At 45.1% G+C, this 21,206-nt stretch carries 17 protein-coding genes; 9 read left to right on the top strand and 8 right to left on the bottom strand.

Translation table 11 applies throughout. The features are described from left to right. Positions 1 to 10: 10 nt before the first annotated feature. The 4 genes from HQ43_RS09170 to HQ43_RS09155 all read left to right on the top strand — a co-directional run bounded on the left by HQ43_RS09170 (position 11) and on the right by HQ43_RS09155 (position 4,447). On the top strand, positions 11 to 1,498 hold the full coding sequence (locus tag HQ43_RS09170; RefSeq protein ID WP_081964600.1) for a lytic transglycosylase domain-containing protein: 1,488 nt from the start codon (positions 11 to 13) through the stop codon (positions 1,496 to 1,498). A gap of 42 nt (positions 1,499 to 1,540) precedes the next feature. After that, positions 1,541 to 2,356 carry a sulfide/dihydroorotate dehydrogenase-like FAD/NAD-binding protein gene (locus tag HQ43_RS09165; RefSeq protein WP_036792529.1) on the top strand — a complete coding sequence of 272 codons (816 nt, stop codon included), beginning with the start codon at positions 1,541 to 1,543 and terminating at the stop codon, positions 2,354 to 2,356. 5 nt (positions 2,357 to 2,361) lie between these two features. Beyond that, the gene (gene gltA, locus HQ43_RS09160; protein WP_036792526.1) at positions 2,362 to 3,855 is read left to right on the top strand and encodes an NADPH-dependent glutamate synthase; all 1,494 of its coding nucleotides are present in this window, start codon (positions 2,362 to 2,364) and stop codon (positions 3,853 to 3,855) included. A 316-nt stretch (positions 3,856 to 4,171) separates the two neighbouring features. Then, positions 4,172 to 4,447, top strand: coding sequence for a hypothetical protein (locus tag HQ43_RS09155; RefSeq protein ID WP_036792523.1), 276 nt, complete (start codon positions 4,172 to 4,174; stop codon positions 4,445 to 4,447). 410 nt (positions 4,448 to 4,857) lie between these two features. On the opposite strand, the gene HQ43_RS09145 is transcribed toward HQ43_RS09155, so the two are convergent. Genes HQ43_RS09145 through panC form a run of 3 tightly spaced genes read right to left on the bottom strand, consistent with a single transcriptional unit; the run spans position 4,858 to position 8,984 of the window. After that, on the bottom strand, positions 4,858 to 6,558 hold the full coding sequence (locus HQ43_RS09145) for a putative transporter (RefSeq protein ID WP_036792517.1): 1,701 nt from the start codon (positions 6,556 to 6,558) through the stop codon (positions 4,858 to 4,860). A gap of 34 nt (positions 6,559 to 6,592) precedes the next feature. Further along, the gene (locus HQ43_RS09140) at positions 6,593 to 8,089 is read right to left on the bottom strand and encodes a glycoside hydrolase family 10 protein (protein ID WP_052103182.1); all 1,497 of its coding nucleotides are present in this window, start codon (positions 8,087 to 8,089) and stop codon (positions 6,593 to 6,595) included. A 37-nt stretch (positions 8,090 to 8,126) separates the two neighbouring features. Next, the gene (panC, locus tag HQ43_RS09135; protein ID WP_036792514.1) at positions 8,127 to 8,984 is read right to left on the bottom strand and encodes a pantoate--beta-alanine ligase; all 858 of its coding nucleotides are present in this window, start codon (positions 8,982 to 8,984) and stop codon (positions 8,127 to 8,129) included. A 257-nt stretch (positions 8,985 to 9,241) separates the two neighbouring features. Between panC and clpB the strand changes: the two genes are divergently transcribed. The 5 genes from clpB to HQ43_RS09575 all read left to right on the top strand — a co-directional run bounded on the left by clpB (position 9,242) and on the right by HQ43_RS09575 (position 17,616). Beyond that, the gene (gene clpB / locus HQ43_RS09130; RefSeq protein ID WP_036792921.1) at positions 9,242 to 11,839 is read left to right on the top strand and encodes an ATP-dependent chaperone ClpB; all 2,598 of its coding nucleotides are present in this window, start codon (positions 9,242 to 9,244) and stop codon (positions 11,837 to 11,839) included. 459 nt (positions 11,840 to 12,298) lie between these two features. Then, on the top strand, positions 12,299 to 13,174 hold the full coding sequence (prmA, locus tag HQ43_RS09125) for a 50S ribosomal protein L11 methyltransferase (RefSeq protein ID WP_052103181.1): 876 nt from the start codon (positions 12,299 to 12,301) through the stop codon (positions 13,172 to 13,174). Between the two features lie 22 nt (positions 13,175 to 13,196). Next, a complete protein-coding gene (locus HQ43_RS09120; RefSeq protein ID WP_036792917.1) occupies positions 13,197 to 14,435 on the top strand; it encodes a Cof-type HAD-IIB family hydrolase in 1,239 nt (412 codons plus the stop codon). A 74-nt stretch (positions 14,436 to 14,509) separates the two neighbouring features. Continuing rightward, on the top strand, positions 14,510 to 17,155 hold the full coding sequence (locus HQ43_RS09115) for a valine--tRNA ligase (protein ID WP_036792512.1): 2,646 nt from the start codon (positions 14,510 to 14,512) through the stop codon (positions 17,153 to 17,155). Positions 17,156 to 17,196: 41 nt separating this feature from the next. After that, positions 17,197 to 17,616: a hypothetical protein gene (locus tag HQ43_RS09575; protein ID WP_052103180.1), complete on the top strand. Its 420-nt coding sequence runs from the start codon at positions 17,197 to 17,199 to the stop codon at positions 17,614 to 17,616. Positions 17,617 to 17,741: 125 nt separating this feature from the next. On the opposite strand, the gene HQ43_RS09105 is transcribed toward HQ43_RS09575, so the two are convergent. The 5 genes from HQ43_RS09105 to HQ43_RS09085 all read right to left on the bottom strand — a co-directional run bounded on the left by HQ43_RS09105 (position 17,742) and on the right by HQ43_RS09085 (position 21,001). After that, the gene (locus tag HQ43_RS09105) at positions 17,742 to 18,218 is read right to left on the bottom strand and encodes a DUF2141 domain-containing protein (protein ID WP_052103179.1); all 477 of its coding nucleotides are present in this window, start codon (positions 18,216 to 18,218) and stop codon (positions 17,742 to 17,744) included. Positions 18,219 to 18,246: 28 nt separating this feature from the next. Further along, complete coding sequence (locus tag HQ43_RS09100; protein ID WP_152567515.1) at positions 18,247 to 18,534, bottom strand: winged helix-turn-helix domain-containing protein; 288 nt, start codon at positions 18,532 to 18,534, stop codon at positions 18,247 to 18,249. After that, complete coding sequence (locus tag HQ43_RS09095; RefSeq protein WP_036792508.1) at positions 18,528 to 19,151, bottom strand: hypothetical protein; 624 nt, start codon at positions 19,149 to 19,151, stop codon at positions 18,528 to 18,530. Before HQ43_RS09095 ends, HQ43_RS09100 begins: the two co-directional genes overlap by 7 nt. Before the next feature lie 466 nt (positions 19,152 to 19,617). After that, positions 19,618 to 20,064: a PepSY-like domain-containing protein gene (locus HQ43_RS09090; RefSeq protein WP_036792505.1), complete on the bottom strand. Its 447-nt coding sequence runs from the start codon at positions 20,062 to 20,064 to the stop codon at positions 19,618 to 19,620. Positions 20,065 to 20,155: 91 nt separating this feature from the next. Then, entirely contained in the window at positions 20,156 to 21,001 is an 846-nt protein-coding gene (locus HQ43_RS09085; RefSeq protein ID WP_152567514.1) for a hypothetical protein, read from the bottom strand. Between the last annotated feature and the right edge of the window lie 205 nt (positions 21,002 to 21,206).

Genomic DNA, 21,206 nt, shown 5'->3' with positions numbered 1-21,206 from the left:
TCTTGTTTCAATGATTAGACCAAGATATTTACTTTTTATCAGCTTATTTTTCTTTTCGTATCTCTCTTCCAAGGCAATAGAGAGTTCGTTGGACTCTCTTGAGATTGTTACGGTGGAGGCAGATCTTGGATTATTACCGGAGAATTTAGATGAAAAAGTAGATAGTCTGATCTCTCAGAGATATACCGATTATTATAAAATTGGTAAGCCTAATACCGCATCAAAAAATCAGGTCTATCCTTCTTATCTCGCAGACTCTGTTTACATAAACCGATTGGCAGCCCTGCCAAGCAGAATACCATTGAGCTATAATAGCGTTGTCCGGGAGTGTATAGAGCTATATGTCAATAGAAGAAGGGCTTTAGTTTCCACCATGTTGCCAAAGACCGGGTTATATTTCCCCATGATAGAGGAAGTCTTCGACAAGCACAACCTGCCCCATGAACTGAAGTATCTTGCTATTGTAGAGAGCAACCTTAATCCGTTTGTCGTGTCAAGGATGGGCGCAACAGGTTTGTGGCAGTTTATGCTGAATACCGGAAAGGTTTATGGTCTTGACATCAACAGCCTGATAGATGAGCGCAGAGATCCTCGTCTTGCCACAGAAGCTGCCGCTCGTTATTTCAAGGATATGTACGAGATCTACCAAGACTGGCTGGTTGTTATCGCTTCGTACAATTGCGGTCCCGGCAATGTGAATAAAGCGATACGAAGAGCCGGAGGAAAGAGAAAATTTTGGGACATCTTTCCGTATTTACCCAGAGAAACTCGTGCTTACGTCCCCCTGTTCATAGCCGCTTACTATACGATGGAGTATTACAAGTCTCACGGTATAGAACCTCAAACGATGGATGTGGTATTGGCTACGGACACTATACATATCCGAACGAAAAGGACCTTCGAAGAGATCAGCCTCCTTTCCGGCGAGCCTGTGGACGTTATCAAATCTCTCAATCCCAAGTACAAGCACAACATTGTTCCCGGTACTTATACTACGCAGGTGCTCACTCTCCCTACTCAGGCGGCTTTGACCTTCTCTTTCAAAAGGGACTCATTGAATGCCCTGGCTCCTTTTGCAGGTAAGGGCGAGGAAGTAAAAGAGGTCGAATATAAGGAGATTTACCACACCGTAAGGAAGAGGGAGACATTTGCTTCTATCTCCCGAAAGTACGAAGTAACGGTAAGCGAGATCAAAGAGTGGAATGCCGGCATCTCTTCTCTGCGGGTCGGAACAAAGCTGCTTATAAGACTGCCTAAAGACACAGATGCCTCAAACATCACCGTAGCCGGCATAGACACCACAGAGCCACAGAAAAACAAAAAACAGCGTTCGCGTGTAACAACGGGATCGGCAAAGCGATATTATACAGTAAAGAAAGGAGATACTCTCGGAGGGATAGCCGCTAAATACAAGGGAGTAACCGTAACATCTCTCAAGCGAGCCAACGGACTCAGGAGTAACAACATCAAAATAGGTCAGAAACTAATCATTCCTTAAGAATAAAGAAGGAGCAACTACTGTTTTTAGAACGATTATTGTATGAACAAAATTCTGAAAAAAGAGTTTCTCTCTCCCCGTGTCGTCCGATTTGAAGTGGAAGCGCCCCGGATTGCGAGGTCGCGCAAAGCCGGGCACTTTGTGATTCTTCGTGTCGGAGAAAAGGGAGAAAGAATACCTTTGACCATTGCCGGAGCAGATCCGGAAGCAGGAACCATCACACTTGTGGTACAGAATGTAGGTCGCAGCTCGAAGAAGCTGTGCGAGTTGTCGGAGGGCGACTATATCCAAGACCTGGTCGGGCCTTTGGGGCAAGCCACTCACATAGAAAAGTTTGGCACCGTTGTTTGTGCCGGAGGGGGAGTGGGCGTTGCTCCGCTGTTCCCCATTGTTCAGGCGATGCACGAAGCCGGGAACAGGGTCATCGTCGTGCTGGCTGCCCGTTACAAGGAGCTTATCATCATGGAAGAGCTCATGCGCCGGCACTCGGACGAAGTGATCATCATGACGGACGACGGCTCGTACGGACAGAAAGGGCTTGTAACCGAGGGCGTCGAGCAGGTGATTCTGAGAGAGAAGGTAGACCTTTGCGTAACGATCGGGCCTGCCATCATGATGAAGTTCGTATCGCTTCTGACCAAGAAGTACAACGTCCCCACCATGGCATCGCTCAACACCATCATGGTAGACGGCACGGGGATGTGCGGAGCTTGCAGAGTAACCGTGGGCGGAAAGACACGCTTTGTATGCGTGGACGGGCCGGAGTTTGATGCTCATCAGGTAGACTTTGATGAGATGTTGCTTCGTCAGGGAGCTTACAGGGAGTATGAACAGGAGTTGAACAGCAGAGAAGATTAAGCCCTATGCCAACCGAAAAAGAGCAAATAGCAGAACGTCGGGCAGAAGAGTGGAGAGAGCTGTTGCGCAAGAGCGTCAAGGCGAAAGACCGTATCGCGACTCCTCGTGTCGTGATGCCCGCGTTGGATCCCGACATCCGGAACAAGAACAACGAAGAGGTCAATCTCGGGCTCTCTCACGAGCAGGCCGGACAGGAGTCGGTGCGCTGTCTCGACTGTGTGGATCCCACCTGCATGAACGGCTGTCCCGTGAGGATTCAGATCCCGACCTTCATCAAAAACATCGAGCGTGGGGAAGTGCTCGAAGCCGCTCGCGTTCTGCGGGAGACCACGGCTCTCCCCGGCGTTTGCGGACGTGTCTGTCCGCAGGAGAAGCAGTGCGAGTCTCAATGCTTCTACACCCTCAAGCTCAAGAAAGAGCCTGTGGCGATAGGCTACCTGGAGCGTTACGCGGCGGACTTCGAGCGCGAGCATACGCTACGCCGGCCTGCCGAAAAAGCCCCCCTTCCGAAGGGCAACGGCATCAAGGTTGCGGTTGTGGGCAGCGGACCGGCAGGGCTTTCGTTTGCCGGCGACATGGCAAAGTACGGCTACGACGTCACGGTCTTCGAGGCACTTCATGAGATCGGAGGGGTGTTGAAGTACGGCATCCCGGAGTTTCGCCTGCCCAACGACATTGTGGAGTTTGAGATCCGCAAGCTCCGCGAGCTGGGAGTAAAGTTTGAGACCAACTGCATCGTGGGCAAGACGCTCTCCTACGAAGATCTTCACCGGGAGGGCTTCAAGGGATTGTTCATCGGCAGCGGGGCAGGACTTCCGCGCTTCATGGGCATTCCCGGAGAGAACCTCGTGGGCGTCATGTCCAGCAACGAATACCTCACCCGCGTCAATCTCATGGGAGCTTTCTCCCGAACGAGCGAAACCCCCGTATCGAGAGGGCTCAGCGTTGCCGTCATCGGAGGGGGCAACACCGCCATGGACTCCGTCCGCACGGCTCTCCGTCTGGGAGCCAAGCGAGCCATGATCATCTACCGGAGAGGTCTGGACGAAATGCCTGCCCGTCTCGAAGAAGTACACCACGCACAGGAAGAGGGAGTCGAATTTCTCACCCTTCACAACCCCATCGCCTACAAAGGGGACGAAAAAGGACGCCTCACCTCCATCCTGCTCCAGAGGATGGAGCTTGGCGAGCCGGACGCATCCGGGCGCAGATCCCCCGTGCCCATCGAGGGCGACGTGGTCGAAATAGACGTGGACGAAGCCATCGTCAGCGTGGGTGTCTCTCCCAATCCGCTCATCCCTAAGAGCATACAGGGGCTCACCATCACCCGACACGGCACCATCGTCGTGAGCGAAAACAACCAAGCCGACATCCCCGACATCTTTGCCGGCGGAGACATCGTGCGTGGAGGAGCCACCGTGATCCTTGCCATGGGAGACGGCAGAAACGCAGCCAAAGGCATGCACGACTATCTGACCCGAACCTACATGGCGCATTGACGAGACCCGAAATACCGATTCTCGAAGTCCCATACTCTCCCGAAGAGTGTGGGACTTCTTTTTCCCCCCTCCCTCCCATTCTGTCCCTGAAAAGGGAATACCCAACATCTTCTTCCGCAAGGAAAAAAATTTCTGTGCGCATGAAAAAAAATTTACGTGCGCACGAAAAAAAATTTACGTGCGCATGAAAAAAAATTTCTGTGCGCACGAAAAAAAATTTCTGTGCGCACGAAAAAAAATTTACGTGCGCACGAAAAAAAATTTCTGTGCGCATGAAAAAAAATTTCTGTGCGCATGAAAAAAAATTTCTGTGCGCATGAAAAAAAATTTCTGTACGCATGAAAAAAAAATTTCTGTGCGCATGAAAAAAAATTTACGTGCGCATGAAAAAAAATTTCTGTGCGCACGAAAAAAAATTTCTGTGCGCACGAAAAAAAACCTCTGTGCGCACGTAAAAAAAACTGCTTGGGCAAGGAAAAAAAATTGTGTGGCCAAGAAAAAAAATTTTTGTGGCCAAGAAAAAATATTTTTGTGGCCAAGAAAAAAAATTTTCTTGGCCAAGAAATTTTCGCCAAATCCTCAAGGAATATAATTTGCTGTTAAACAGGAGATTACATTTTTACGATTAAGGTTGAAATAGTCGAGCCGAAAGTCGGCCTCAAAATGGGAGAAAAAGCCTCTGTTTTTCCGCTTTTTTTCGCTGTTTTCTGCCCCGATTTTCAATGCCCGGAACGCTTTGTCGGACCCTTTTTGTTCGTACTCTTTTCTTCATGAGAGTGCAGGGGGGAAGAGGCCGGGCGGTAACAATCCGGAGAAAAGCTCTCAACTCTCCGGGCGTTTGCCGCCTGTTTCGGGAGCTTGCACCCGTAACGAAAGCAACGCCGATACGTATCGTACCGACGTTGCTTTTACTTGTTTATCTGTCTGTCCCCTATTGATTTGCGGCAAACGATGCGGAGCCGTGGGGGAGAAGTGATGGCAGACGGGCTGTTCGTCCCGCCGTCATCCCATGATGATCCCCACGGTGAGCTGCGCGGCAATCACTCTGGCGAACATCGTGAGGGGGTAAACCGTGACGTAAGACACCGCAATGGTGTCGCCTTTTACGAGGGTGGAGGCGTAGTCGAGAGCTATGGGATTGGCCATGCTGCCGCATACAACTCCCGCCGTGTGGCTGAAGGAGAGCTTGAACCACTTCATGCAGATGTAGCCGATGATGAGGGGAGGCAGGACGGTGACGGCAGTGCCGAGAGCCATCCATATCAGTCCGGGACCTTGCGAAAGGGTCGCGAAGAAACCTTCTCCCGAACTGAGCCCGAGCGCAGCCATGAAAAGCACGATGCCGAAGGTGCGTATCATCAGATTGGCGCTGGAGGTGATGTAGGTGTTCAGGTGGAGCCTTACTCCGTAGGCACTCATCAGAATACCGGCAATGAGCGGACCTCCGGCGATTCCCATCTTGATCGGCGTGGAGATACCCGGTATCACGATCGGAATGGCTCCCAGCACGCACCCCAGCAGCATCCCTATAAAAAGGGTTACAAGGTAGGGTGTGTCCAGCTCTTTCAGCTCGTTGCCCATCATCCGGGAAAGCTCCTTGAGGTCGCTTTCTTTGCCCACGACGGAGAGCCTGTCGCCCATCTGCAGGCGGAGAGACGGAGAGGGGAGCAGCGTGATGCCTGCGCGGATGACGGAGGTTACGTTGATGTTCATCCTGCTTCTGAGGTCTAAGGATGCCAGACGTACGCCGTTGATCTCCTGTCTGGTTATGATGATTCTGCGAGATGCGAGCGATTCGTTGGCGGCTTCCCAGTCTATCACTTCTTCTCCGGGCCGGACTCCTTTTGCCTCTTCACCCAAAAGAAGCAGTATCTTGGGATGGTGTTCCTCTTCGCTCACGACAAGGACGTGATCGCCCGGCTGCAGCTCCGTGTCCGACTTGGGCATCATAAACCGTCCTTCCCTCCAGATCCGCGAGACCAGCATGGGTACGGTGTTGAGCGTCATGAGCTCCCTGATGGTTTTGCCTGCAACGGCGCTGTTGGTTATGAGGTACTCTTTGGTGATTGTCTTGACGGTGTCGTCTTCTTCTGCCGATGCTCCGGAACGAGGCACCTGCGTCTTGAGAATGGCTATGACGATAAAAACGCCGATCACCCCGAAAGGATAAGCTATCGCAGTGGCCATAGCCATCTCGGCAAGCGTCTTCGAGAGCACTTCCTGAGATGCTCCCTGATGTACCAATACTCCGCTGACGGCTTCCTGAGATGCCCCCAAGACCGGCATGTTGGTTACGGCTCCACTCAATACTCCCATCAGATGAGGGAGAGATTGGTTGGAGATAAGATAAAGAACCACTATCACCACAATACTCAGAACAATGATGGCTGTAGCCCAGAGATTGAGCACGATGCCTCTCTTCTTCAGAGACTCGATGAAGGCCGGACCGACCTGAAGCCCCAGCGTATAGACATAAAGGATAAGCCCGACGTTGATGGTAAAGGCAAGGATCTCAGAGTCCACTCTCAGCCCGAAGTGCGAGCAGATGATACCGATGAAGAATACCATCGAAAGCCCTAAAGACACCCCCTTGAAGCTGAACTTCCCTAAATACATCCCTATGCCGCTGACAAGGAATAAGGCTACTACTGCCTGTAAGATGGAAGGTTCGGTGAGAAAAGATATGATTTCGTCTGTCCACATATTATATATATACTACAACTTGTCTGTAAGATCTTTATTGTTGCTCTTTGGGTCTGTGATAATAGACGGCAGAGTGCGCCGGAGCACTCTCGGCATACTCTGTGGTATATGCCGTTACGGTGATCTGTATAAGCGTATCCTCCGGTATGTTGCCAAGAGGAATGGTGAGATTTTTTTCTTTTATCCCGATACGCGAAAGGTATTCGGCGGTTTCCGTCCGGACATCATTCCCATCCATGGAGATATAGATGTTGAATGTGGGAGAGTCTTTCCCTGCATAGCTCCACTCTGCCACCAGTGTATCTCCGTGCAGAGAGAAGTCCGTAATCTCCGGGACAGACTCCGGTGCTGCCGGATTGGATGATCTGAGCGGAAGAAGAGCCGGGCGAGTGAATGCTTCTTGGCGCAGATAGTTCCAAAGACCATACTTATTGTCAAACAGCTGCTCGGCTCTGAAGAAACAGATTCCTCCCACTCCGGACTCGGCTCGGCAGCTGTCAATCTGTTGTTTGAGATCTGTGTAGTCCCATCCGCCCTGACTTTTGAGCATCTTGTATGATGCAAGCCCGGCTACCATCTTCCCATCCATCTCTCTGTTCCACTTCTTGAGGTGATAGAAGAAGTCTTCTCCCTTAAAATACATCATCGGGACTACAAAGTCTATCTTCCCCGAACGCTTCCATGCCACGGGATCTTGATGGACAGACTCTTTTGCCGTCCATACATGTCCGTTGTTCTTCACACCATTGCTATACTTCCCGATAGGTGATGCACTGACTTGAATGTGCGGCTTTACGCTTTTCACTCTGTCATATATCATGGAGACTGTCCTGTGAATATTCTCCTCTCGCCATGCGGAGTGGGAAAGATTGCTTTTGGATCTTTTGTAGGAACGTTGGTCATTCAGCTTCTCAGCTCTTTCGGGATACCTGATATAGTCCAGGTGGATACCATCTATATCGTAGTTGGAAGCAAGCTCTTCTGCCAGATCTGCAAGAAATCTTCGAGCATGTTCCGAGGCCGGATCCATATAGATCTCTCCGTTGTGGCGAATGGTGTGAGCCCTGTACCTTTTTATGTAGGAGTCTTTCGGTGCGTGTCTGAATTCGGAGACATTTGCCATTTTAAGGGTAACCATCCAGGCATGACATTCCATCCCTCTGTCATGACACCCCTGTATGACATAAGCAAGAGGATCATAGCTTTTATCTTGCGACATTGCAGCCCTGAAAGGCAGCATGACCGGCTCAAACTTACTCTTGTAAATGACATCTCCCCGCCCTCTTACCTGTATAAATACGGTGTTGAAATGTGCAGACCGGAGGCTGTCGAGCATACAATCTATCTCTTGTCGTTGTAATACCGCTGTCCGAGTTTTCGGCCAATCCAGACCGTAAAGTGTCGTCAGCCAAACTGCACGCATCTCTCTTTTTGGGTACAGACTTGGTGGTTGTTCCGCAAAAGAAGGAAGCATTGTGCTTAAAACAAGGATAGCAATAAGGAGTAGAGGTCTTCCGGTCCTTATTGCCATTCTTATAAAAGTGGTGCTATTCATGGATTGTCTGATATTAGCTTGTAAAATGGATGTGGTCTATAAGCCGCACTTCGCCGCAATAGACTGTAATACATCCTACCGGTACCCGACTCTCTTCCCAGCATTTGATATCTTCGAGACTCTCTCCATCCACGATAGAGAAGTATTCCACTTTCAAGTGAGGAGTTTGGTCTATTTGCTCGATCACGGCTTTATACACCTCTTCCACAGAAGCCCCTTTGCGAAACAGCTCTACACCATGTCTAAGAGCTTTGTAGATGAATGGCGCAGATCGGCGTTCGTCTTCATTGAGCCGGGTATTGCGAGAACTCATTGCAAGTCCATCCTTTTCTCTTACTATTTCACAAGGGATGATCTCAATAGATACATCCGGCATGAGAGAGAGCATTCGGCGAATAACGGCAATCTGTTGAAAATCTTTTTCTCCAAAGTATGCTTTATCCGGCTCGACTATTCTGAAAAGTTTGGAAACCACCTCCGCAACTCCGGCAAAGTGTCCGGGACGATGCTTACCTTCCATAACCTCTGCCACTCGTCCAAGATCGAAAGGAGATTGGCGAGGTTCATCTTTAGGATATATCTCTTCCACAGTCGGAGCAAAAACATAGTCTGCTCCTGCTTCGAAGAGCAGTCTTAGATCTCTGTCAAGATCTCTCGGATAGGTCTCAAAATCTCTTGCGTTGTTAAACTGCGTAGGGTTCAGGAAGACACTGACTACCGTAATATCATTTTCGCTGATGGAGCGTTTGACCAAACTGATGTGTCCGTCATGAAGAGCACCCATTGTAGGAACAAATCCTATCTTTTTCGTCTGTTTTCTCTCTTCTGAAAGTTTCTCTTTTAGAAGCTTTATATTGTCTATTGTTACCATTCGGTGTTCGTTCTGATTATGTTTTTATTATGTCCGCAAAGTTACCCAAATAAATAGGATTTTATTCCTAAAACTCTGTCATTTGTCATATAAGAATGACGTTTTAGCGGATGATATATGACATTTTAAGATGTTATATGTTACTTTTGGCTTGGTATGTCTGCCGTTTTCTGCAGTCAGGACACTTGGGTTATGCTTTTGATTGTACTTTATCGTTCACAATAGCAAATAGTACAAAACCTAAAAAAACATATATCATGAACTGGAACAATATGACTATCAAGTCGCAAGAGATTATCCAAAAAGCCATAATGCTTGCGCAACAAGAGCATCAACAATCCATTGATCCCCTGCATATCCTTCTTGCCATAATGGAGGAAGCCGGGCATCTCTCCGGATACATATTTCCAAAGATCGGAATAGATCCGGAGACTCTCAAGAAACGAATTAAGGATAAGATAGCTTCTCTCCCTCGCGTTACAGGGGGAGCTTCGGAGCCCTATCTCTCTTCAGCTTCAAATGCAGTGCTTTCCCATGCCTCTCAACTTGCAACGGATTTCAAAGACCAATACGTTGCGGTAGAACACTTACTGCTTGCCATCCTTCAGAAAGGAGCGGATGCGGCACATCTGTTAAAGGATATGGGAGCTACGGAGCAAGCACTTAAAACAGCAATTATGGAGCTGAGAAAGGGAAGTAATATTACCTCTCAATCTTCGGATGACAACTACGATGCACTCGGCAAGTATGCTCAAAATCTCACAGAGAAAGCTCGAAGCGGTAAGCTGGATCCGGTTATCGGTCGGGATGAAGAGATACGAAGAGTGTTGCAGATCCTTTCAAGAAGAACGAAAAATAACCCTATCCTGATAGGAGAACCGGGGGTAGGGAAGACTGCCGTAGCCGAAGGGCTTGCTCACCGTATCGTTAGAGGAGATGTCCCGGAGAATCTAAAAACCAAAGAGGTATATTCTCTCGACATGGGTGCTTTGATAGCCGGAGCAAAATACAAGGGAGAGTTTGAAGAGCGTCTCAAAGGAGTGGTGAATGAAGTCTCTAAATCGGAAGGGAATATCATTCTTTTCATAGACGAGATTCACACTCTTGTGGGAGCCGGAAAGAGTGAAGGGGCGATGGATGCCGCTAATATTCTGAAGCCTGCTCTTGCTCGTGGCGAACTGCATGCGATAGGAGCAACGACGCTCAACGAGTATCAAAAATATTTTGAGAAAGACAAAGCTCTCGAAAGACGCTTCCAAATCGTAATGGTAGAAGAACCTGATGAGTTGAGTACTATCTCTATCCTGCGAGGAATAAAGGAGAAGTACGAAAATCATCATAAGATCAGAATAAAAGATGATGCCATCATAGCTGCCGTAAAACTATCTTCTCGTTATATAACAGACAGATTTTTACCGGACAAGGCAATAGATTTGATGGATGAAGCATCTGCCCGATTGAGAATGCAGATAGACTCTTTGCCGGAAGAGTTGGATGAAATCTCCAGAAAGATAAAGCAACTGGAGATAGAGCGTGAAGCCATAAAGCTCGACAACGATGAGCTCAAGATGAAAGCCATACTTGCAGAAATTGCATCTTTGAAGGAGGACGAGATGCAGTTGAGAGCACGTTGGCAGAAAGAGAAAGAGCAGATCGGAATCATCCAAGCCAACAAGGCGGAGATCGAAGAGCTTAACTACCTTGCGGATAAAGCAGAACGCGAGGGCGATTATGGTAAGGTCGCCGAAATAAGATATGGGAAAATAGAGACCAAGAAGAAGCAGATAGCGGAGGCAGAACAGGAACTGATCAAAATACAAGGAGATAACGCAATGGTCAAAGAAGTGGTGGATCAGGACGATATAGCCGATGTTGTCTCCAAATGGACCAATATTCCTGTAAGCAAGATGATGTCATCGGAGAAAGAGAAGCTGCTGCACTTGGAAGAGGAGCTGCACAAAAGAGTGGTGGGACAAGAAGAAGCTATCTCTGCCATCGCTAATGCCGTGAGACGTTCGAGAGCAGGGCTTCAAGATCCTAAGCGACCTATCGGCTCTTTCATCTTCTTGGGAACGACTGGTGTGGGTAAGACAGAAGTGGCAAAAGCTTTGGCAGAACTGCTGTTTGATGACGAAAACATGATGACACGCATAGATATGAGTGAATATCAAGAAAAGTTTTCTGCAACTCGTCTTATAGGAGCACCTCCGGGATACGTCGGATACGATGAAGGAGGACAGCTCACAGAGTCTATAAGAAGAAAACCTTACTCCGTGATACTCTTCGATGAGATAGAGAAAGCACATCCGGAAGTGTTCAATATCCTGCTTCAAGTCTTGGATGACGGACGACTGACAGACAACAAAGGACGTACCGTGAACTTCAAGAATACTATTATCATCATGACTTCTAATCTCGGATCCGATATTATCCGAGAAAGCATGGAAGAGTATGAACGTACCGGATCGGACAGAGTCTTGAAAGAGAGCAAAGAGAAAGTGTTGGCGCTTTTGAAGAGAACGATACGACCGGAGCTTCTAAACCGTATAGATGAAACAATAGTGTTTGCTCCTCTATCGCAGGAAGAGATATTTAAGATCGTCAGACTGCAACTTGAAGGAATACGGAAGATGCTCGAAGAAAATATGATAAAGATAGACTTCTCTGAAGAAGCCGTGAAAGAACTTGCTTTGGAGGGATATGATCCGCAGTTTGGAGCAAGACCCGTGAAGAGAGTGATCAAGAGAAGAGTTCTGAACGAGCTTTCCAAAGCATTGTTGAGCAACAGTTTAAGCACAGACAAAACCATTCTTGTGGATTATAAGGAGGGAGAATACGTTTTTCTTCAATCATAATTGTAACAAATGAGTTGTTGTCTTGCTTGACAGGGGAATAGAAAGAAAGCCCGGCACGAAAGTCAATGCCTGATCTCAACAAGTGATTTGGCAAGATGCTTGTCTCTTGAAATAAAATACGTTGAACCTGTTCGCAAATCTTCATGAACAGATTAAAGAGTTTCACTAAAAGCTTAAACATCTTCGAGTCGAGGCATGATTTGCGAGCTTCAAGGTTTGGTTTCTGTAAATCAGGGTGTGATTTTCACCAATCACGCCTTGATTTATAGTTTTTATCCCGTTTAGCAAAAGATTTGAACATGGTCAATTCTTTTCTTTAATAGGTTCTCGACAAGATTCAAACTCAAAATTTCATCATTGAGAACAGATCTCAGCTATCGGGCATTACTTTTACCTCACTGTCCAGATTGTTGAAACGACATTGAATAGCTATCTTTGTGAAGATATATTGATAAGAAAATGAAGTATATTCAGTACAAGTTTGAAATATCCTTTTCGAGTGAAGCGAAAGATATAGAGCGGTCTCTGATATTCGATCTTCTCTCCCAATTCCTTGCCGATGGAGGTTTTGAAAGTTTTGAACAGACGGACGAAGGCTCATTGTTGGCTTATGCTCCAAAATCTTCTTCTCTTTCGGAGGCGGTGGAGGATGCCCTCGGAGCTTTGCCGATAGATGGATTTGAAATATCTTATTCATCGGAAGAGATGGAGGATAAAAACTGGAATGAGGAGTGGGAAAAGAACTTTTTCTCTCCCATTACTGTGGCAGACTGCTACATCCGTGCTTCATTTCATACTCCATACAGCGGGACGGCTCCTTGTACAGAACTACTCATACAACCTCAGATGGCATTCGGAACGGGACATCACAGCACTACGTCCGGAATGATCTCCTTACTGAGTGAAGAGGACTTGAATGGCAAAAGTGTCTTGGATATGGGGTGTGGTACCGGGATATTGGCTATCTATACTGCTCTCAAAGGGGCTGAAAACATTACTGCAATAGACATAGATGAGTGGTGCTATCGGAATACTTTGGATAATGCCCGTCTCAACAATGTTGATAAGATTGTTGTACAGCATGGCGATGCACAACTATTGAAAGAGTCCGCCCCGGTAGATATTTTCATTGCCAATATCAACAGAAATATTATCATGGAAGATCTTTCCCTTTATATCTCTACCATAAAACCGGGTGGAGCAATCTTCCTAAGTGGATTCTATAAACAGGATGTGCCCATGATAGAAAAAGCGCTTTCCGAACATGGATTTGGGATAAGAAAGCAGATTGTAAACAATGAATGGTGCGCACTCATGGCTGCACGAAATAACTAATGACGCAAAAGATACAACAGATATGGATGATAAGTATAAGCTGATAGCCCTGGATTTGGATGGTACTCTTACCAATGACCAAAAAGAGATCTCCAAAGACACACTAAAGTATATCATAGGCATACAACAGGCAGGGCTCAAAATAGCTCTTGCTTCGGGGCGTCCCACACATGGTGTTTCTCACATCGCAAGACAGTTGAAGCTGGATGAGTTTGGAGGTTATATGCTTTCGTATAATGGCGGAAAGATCATCAGATGTTCCGATGGTAAGATCTTGGCTAACCACTGTTTGGATCTGGATCTGATCCCTGTATTGTACCAATACGCAAAGGATGCGGGGCAGTCGATTTTAACTTATACATTTGATGCTGTCATAACTGAAGATGCGGATCATGAGCTGGTAAAGCATGAATCTTTCCTTAATGGCAATATGCCTATCCGAAAGGTAACGGATTTTGTGGAAGCAGTGGTAAAACCACCTCACAAGGTTGCCATAATCGGAGAGAAGGAACCATTGGATAAGATATTTGCAGAGCTTGTTCAGATTTTAGGGCAACGAATCAATATATACAGGTCGGCAGAGACCTATCTCGAAATAGTTCCGGCTCAAATAGATAAAGGTAAAGCCCTCTCTTTTCTTTTGAGCGAACTCAACATGACACCTAAACAGCTCATCGCGGTAGGGGATAGCTACAACGATCTTTCCATGATCCAGCTTGCCGGTTTTGGTGTTGCCATGGGCAATGCAACGGAAGCAGTCAAGCAGTGTGCGCACTATATTACGAAAAGTAATAATGAAGACGGCGTTGCGCATCTTATTCAAAAGGTATTCTTTCATGCGGAAGACAAGAAAACCATAGACCTTGAGTACTTCAACTCACTCATGCAAAACACTCTGATGAGTACGCTCGGCATCAAGTGTACCCACCTGTCGGAAGGAAGAGTGGAAGCGACCATGCCGGTGGATATTCGTACCCGTCAGCCGATGGGAATCCTTCATGGGGGTGCAACGCTTGCTTTTGCGGAAACACTTGCAGGATACGGGTCTGTTTTTCTCTGTGATGAAAATGAAATACAGGTCGGTATGCAGGTAAGCGGCAACCATATATCATCCGCTCACGAAGGGGATGTGGTAAGAGGAATAGCTACCATAGTGCACAAGGGTAGAAGCTCTCACGTCTGGAATGTGGATGTTATGACCGGAACGGATAAGATTATCTCTTCTATTCGAGTAGTCAATAGCATCATAAAGCGGAGATAGTAAAGTGTAGATGTGCAGAGAATAATTGCTATTTTTGTACCTCTTAAAACATAGAAAAAAGTAACATAAAGACGATGAATAAGGATATTGCAAGTAAATATGATCCCTCATTGGTGGAGGATAAGTGGTATAAATACTGGATGGAAAATAAGATATTTTCCTCCAAACCGGACGCTCGTGAACCATACACGATAGTGATGCCTCCTCCCAATGTAACGGGTGTATTGCATATGGGACACATGTTGAACAACTCCATTCAGGATATTCTTATTCGACGTGCAAGAATGATGGGAAAGAACGCTCTATGGGTTCCCGGAACAGACCATGCCTCTATCGCCACCGAAGCAAAAGTGGTAAATAAACTGGCAGAAGAGGGTATCAAAAAGAGCGAACTTACAAGAGAACAATTCCTTGATCATGCTTGGGAGTGGACACATAAGCATGGAGGCATTATCATGGAGCAGCTCAAGAAGCTGGGTGCTTCTTGTGATTGGGACAGAACAGCCTTTACAATGGATGAAAATCGCTCTCAAAGTGTGATAGATGTCTTTGTCGATCTGTACAACAAAGGCTATATCTATCGTGGAGTGAGAATGGTCAACTGGGATCCCAAAGCTCTTACGGCACTGTCCGATGAGGAGGTAATCTACAAAGAAGAGCAGAGCAAACTTTACTACTTGAAGTATGAAGTGGTAGAGGAACCGGGAAAATACATCATAGTTGCCACCACTCGTCCGGAAACTATACTTGGAGATACTGCTGTTTGTGTACACCCGGAAGATGAAAGATACAGCTATCTGAAAGATAAGCATGTACGTATTCCTCTTGTAAATCGGGAGATACCGATAATCATGGACGAGTATGTCGAGAGAGAATTTGGTACAGGATGTTTGAAAGTAACGCCTGCGCATGATGTAAATGACTATATGTTGGGAGAGAAATATGCTCTTCCCTCCATAGATATATTCAATGACAATGGTACTTTGAACGAACATGGGCTTCAGTACAAGGGTATGGACAGGTTCGATGTAAGAAAGCAGATTGCAAAAGATCTTGCCATGGCCGGATTGATGGAGAAAGAAGAGGCATATGTTAATAAGGTCGGATGCTCAGAGCGAACACAAGTACCTATCGAGCCAAAACTTTCGATGCAGTGGTTCCTTGATATGAAGCGATTGGCTCAACCGGCTATCGAGGCTGTCAAACAGGATGATGTTCTTCTTGTACCTGCCAAATTCAAGAACACATACTTCCATTGGATGGAGAACATAAAGGATTGGTGCATCTCTCGTCAGCTTTGGTGGGGGCATCGTATCCCTGCTTACTTCTTGCCTCAAGGCGGTTTCGTTGTTGCATCATCTAAGGAAGAGGCTTTAGTCTTAGCACGTGAAAAGAGTCAGGACAATACGCTTACCCTTGAAGATCTAAGACAAGAAGAAGATTGTTTGGACACTTGGTTCTCTTCGTGGTTATGGCCTATATCGGTTTTTGGAAGCGTTATTAACCCGACGGAAAAAGAGAGAAAAGAGTTGGAGTATTACTATCCAACCTCCGACCTGGTTACCGGTCCGGACATCCTGTTTTTCTGGGTCGCACGTATGATTATGGCGGGTTATGAATACACCGGAAAGCGTCCGTTTGGTCATGTTTACCTTACCGGAATTGTGCGCGATGCTCAAGGACGAAAGATGTCAAAGTCTTTAGGCAACTCTCCTGATCCGTTGGATCTTATTGCAAAATATGGTGCGGATGGAGTGCGTATGGGACTCATGACTGCGGCTTCTGCTGGTAATGATATTCTTTTTGACGAGTCGCTTTGCGAGCAAGGGCGTAACTTCAACAATAAGATATGGAATGCCTTCCGTCTTGTTTGCGGATGGGATGTAGCGGTTGCACAAAAGCCGACAGATGCAAGTATTGCAGCCGTAAACTGGTTCCGTAATCGCCTTTCGGAAGTATCCGTAGAGCTGGCAGATCATTTTGATAAATACAGGCTGAGCGATGCTATGTTGCTTCTGTATAAACTCTTTTGGGATGACTTCTCTGCTTGTTATCTCGAACTGGTAAAGCCTGCTTACGGCTCTCCCATAGATGCTGAAACCAAACAAGCAACCTTGGACTTTTTCTCCATTTTGATGCAGTTGCTCCATCCTTTCATGCCATTTATCACAGAAGAGTTATGGCAACTCGTGGAAGAAAGAAAAGAGGGAGACAGCATCATGAAGCATCCTTTGAAGATAGATTTTACCTTTGATGCTACTCTCCTTAAAGAGGTCGAGATGGCTCGTGAACTTATCAGTCAGATCCGAAATCTAAGGGTAAAAAACAACATTTCACCTAAAGAGGCTTTATCTCTTTACGCGACACAAGCCGTTCTAAGCACGGAAGCCGTATCCATTGTTTGCCGTTTGGCAAATATCGAAAAGTATGAAGTCGGAGATAGAGAAGCCAATCCCAATGATGCTTCAATCATGATAGGCACAGCGACATTTGCCATTCCGATGGGAGGGTTTATAGATACCGAAGAGGAGCTAAAGAAGCTTCATGAGGAGGTGGCATACTACGAGAAATTTTTGCTATCGGTGAATAAAAAGCTGGAGAACGAAAAGTTTGTTGCCAATGCACCGGAACAAGTGGTGGCTTTTGAGCGAAAAAAACAGTCCGATGCCACTGAAAAATTGGAGACATTGCGCGAACGTATTGCGATGTTAGGCAAGTAAACAGAGAGAATCAATATTTCCAAATCCATTTTAATCTACACATGTTTCAGAAACTATCCCAGGCAGTAGAAGAGCTATTCAAAGAAGGACGAAAGGTATTATCGCAATCTCCGGAAGCTTCAACTCACGCAATTTTTCTCAAGCACGTTCTTCCGGAAAATGAGTTGCTCCTGTTGAACGACGAACATGAGCGCTTGGCTAAAATCCCATACGAAAGCCGGCAATTCAATGCCATGAATAAGGTCATAAAAGAGGCGGTAAAAAGGCTTCGGGATAAGGGGTTCTTCTATCAAGACTGTTTCAAAATCCCATTTTCCGTATCCATGATAGGGGAGGAGAATGAAGTGGAAAACACGTTTCTGCAATGGGATAGTGAGGTTATAAATCTGAGCACGCCGCTCATGCCCAACCTGAATAAAGAGCTGAATGAGTTTTTACGCTCTTTGGAGTTGGACTGTTAGCATTTAGTCCCGGCACATACTGATTTTAGTCGGAAAGCAAAGGATATCAATAAAAAGCCCTGTCTTGGAGGTTGGAATCCGAGACAGGGCTTTTTACATACACTATTGACCATTGCAAACATCCTTTAGAAGAGATGATTTACAATAGGTATAAAAGAAATCTTTTTGAAAGCAGAGTATGCAGAGATAAGTCGGATTTCAGTCTGAGTATCGGATACCATATCTATTTTACACTCCTCAAAAGATGGTGGTCCCATTTTGGGCATTACATTATTGCTAAAACCAAACTTTTCTAGAGGGATACCATACTCTCCCCTATCCAGATCTCCATTTCCGTTTTCATCATGGAAAATAGCTGCCGCATAGCTACCACTCTGTAAATCATTTAGTTCGATGATTTGAGAAGTACCGATGGCTGGAACGGATTTTGTCTTAAATGGCTCTATTAGAAATGTTTCCGAATTGTTGTAAAGAGCAAGCATGATGCTGCCACTCTCTGTCTCTATCCCTTTTACTCGGATAGAAAGTTTGTATTGAGCGTGGGCAGTAATGCCAAAACTTGCCAATAGAGCAAATGCAAGTAGAATTACTTTTGTTTTCATGACACTATAAAATTTAAGAGGGATAATATTATTTGATTTCTATATATTGTTTTAGAGCTTCCACGTAAGATTCAAACGCATTCCTGCCTGCGGAGGTAATCCTGCAAGATGTCCTAGGTCTTTTACCTATAAACTCTTTTCGGATCTCTATATATCCGGCTTGTGAAAGCTTGTCCAGCTGAATGCTCAGATTCCCGGAGGTTGCTTCGGTCTTCTCTTTAAGAAAAACAAAGTCTGCCTCATCTATACCCATCAAAATGGAGATGATGGCAAGACGAAGTTGGGAATGCAGTAGAGGATCTAATTCTATCATAATTCACGCTTGGATTTGGCATTGAGTAGATGGCCGGGCAATATCAACATGATGACAAAAGAGAGAGCCAAAAGAAGATTAAAGTAGTTCTGAAACAAATGAGTAGAGTGGAGCATTACAAGGATATAAACACCCAAGAGAAAAGACCCCCCCGATGTCCAAACCACCATCTTCTCTTTAAGAAGTACACCCGTAATGGCACAGCCAATGGCGACATACATTAAACTCAAAGGAGCCATAAGTCCAAAGTATATCACCTCTACGAGAGATAGGGCATAAATCAAACAGATGATAAGCAAAGAGAGAAAGAATAGTGTGTTGATGACAATCCAGACGGACTTGATGCTTTTTTCCAAATAAGAAACGACCTTGGGCGGATGCTTCTTTGAAAACAGTGCTGCAAAGAGTGAAAGTGGCAGTAGGATAAACCACAAAAGATACGACATGGGACTTGACGTGAATTTGAAACAGAAATAGACTCCAACGCCTATGATCGCAGATGCGTATCCGTAGAATAAAAACTTATTCCACTGTCCCAATCCGAGGTTTTGCTTGGTTTCTAAAATCATTTGAGAGATAAGAGCCAAGCTCTCTTTCTCATTCAACTTAACATCATTCATAACTAAAAAAAGCGATCTATCAGGGTAATACACTAAGAAAAAATACCTGTCTCCGAGAATGAAGTTGCCTGTCATAAACGATCGACAAACTTCTTTCACACTGCAAATATAAGTAGGTTTATTTTATAAACCAATTTACGCATGAAATATTTTGAGCTGAAATCTTATTGGGAACATATTAAAAAGGTCGCTTTAATATATTCAATTCTTATTGTTAAGCGGATAAGAACTATAAATCAAGGCTTAATCTGTAGAAATCTTGTCTTGATTTTTACTCATCAAGCCTTGAAGGGTAGAACTCATGCTTTGTTTTGCAGATGTTTAAGGGTTCGGTAAAGGTTTTGAATCTGTTAAACGAAACTTCTAAAAGGGTCAAACATCTTCTCTTGCGAAAAATAACAGACCCGATAAGAAGACTTTTTCTTCTTATCGGGTCTGTAACCACGCTTTTAATAGGGGAGTGGGATTAGTCTACATCTACCACTCTTGCTCTGAATTTGGAGTCAAATTCTATCTCTAATCCGTTTGAAAGGTCTATCTGATAACGGCCTCTCGACTTTTTCTCTATGTTCGTTAGATTATTATTCGGGTAATTTTTCTTCACATAGTCTTGAATAGGACGAGGAGCGATAGAGAACGGGATGGGTACTCTTTTGCTTGTAATCTCTTTCCATTCACCGTTTTTCTTGAACTCTATCTTGCAACCATTTTCCAAAATAACGTCATAAGTAGTGGTCAGGATGTCTTTGTCCACATAGGCTTGTAGCACCTCTTTGGAGCTATAATACTTTGTTATGAACTCCTTAGCTTGCTTGGGCAGATTTTCAAAAGGTATAGGTCTCTCGTTATCTGCCTTGATCTGAAATGTTGCAGCAGCTATGATGATTGCCAAAAGGGTAATAATTTTTCTCATGTTTGTAGTCTGTTTTTATGAATTACGAATTATATGACCACAAATGTAGGACTCAAATCTGAAAAGAATTTGAATTATTCAAGCTTTTCCTCTATCCCTTGTAGGAGATTTTATAGATGGATCTGGGGTATTTACCTGTTTTACTTTTTCTCACAACCGTTATGAGAACGACTCTTCCCATCGAGTCGAATTCGTATGAGATACTTTTTGCAGGAGTATGAGTATCGGTGTACTCAATGTCTTTTAGCAACTTGAAAGATCTTAAGCCGAGTTCGTCTGCAAAAAGAGCTTCGATAGAGGGAGCCGGAGACCAAATCTGGTTGAGATCCGGATAGGTATCATTATTCTCTTTATCCGTGTAAAAGAAAAATACGGAAGAATTCTCTCCGGAAGAGTTACTTGGATAATAGATCTGATCTTTCTGAATGCAGTTATCATTCGCCCAAGTACGTTCTATGGCTCTGAATGTAGGAGTCTTTTGACTTATTTGTTGTCCTGTTTTATTGTATTGAAATTTATCTGCCACTCGTCGTTCCTCCTTTCCTCCGGGAAAACATAGTGTTGTTATTTGCATAGTGGCCTTTCCGGAAGCATCAAGCACAATCTCGTGTTTTGTTGGTGCCGAAAGGTTGCTTTCAGCCTCAGGAAGGACATCTTCTTCGATGAGAATTTTGTCCTTTGAATAGCTGACAGCAGATTTTAGCACCTTTTCTCCGTTTAGCCGTTGAATATTGGTAATTTCTATTACTCGGTTATTTTCATCATACTTATAGAGGTTTTCTCCGATGGATTCTTTTTCTAAAAACCTTTCTACCTTGGATATGAGATTCTTATACGTCTTCTGTTTTATTTCCGGTCTTTTTATTTCTTTTCCATCTCCATTGCAAGAGGTCAAAATAAGGATAAGTGCAATCAATGTTGCTATCTTTCTGATCATAATCATTCTGTTATTATCTAAATACATTTGAGGAATGGGTGCAAATGTAGTCATAAAAAGCAAAAAGGGGGAAGGGATAAATAAGATTTAACAGAGAAGTGCAACTCTTGATACTTTTATGACTTTTCTACAAAAGAACAGAGTGGCAGCATCGAAAGATTCTATAATTTACTTCCGATGGGTGTGAATCTTATTACCGAAAAAC

The organism is Porphyromonas canoris, assembly GCF_000769115.1.
Classification (GTDB): Bacteria; Bacteroidota; Bacteroidia; order Bacteroidales; family Porphyromonadaceae; genus Porphyromonas_A; species Porphyromonas_A canoris.
The sequence above is the reverse complement of the archived record's forward strand: the minus strand, read 5'-3'. Positions and strand labels throughout refer to the sequence as shown.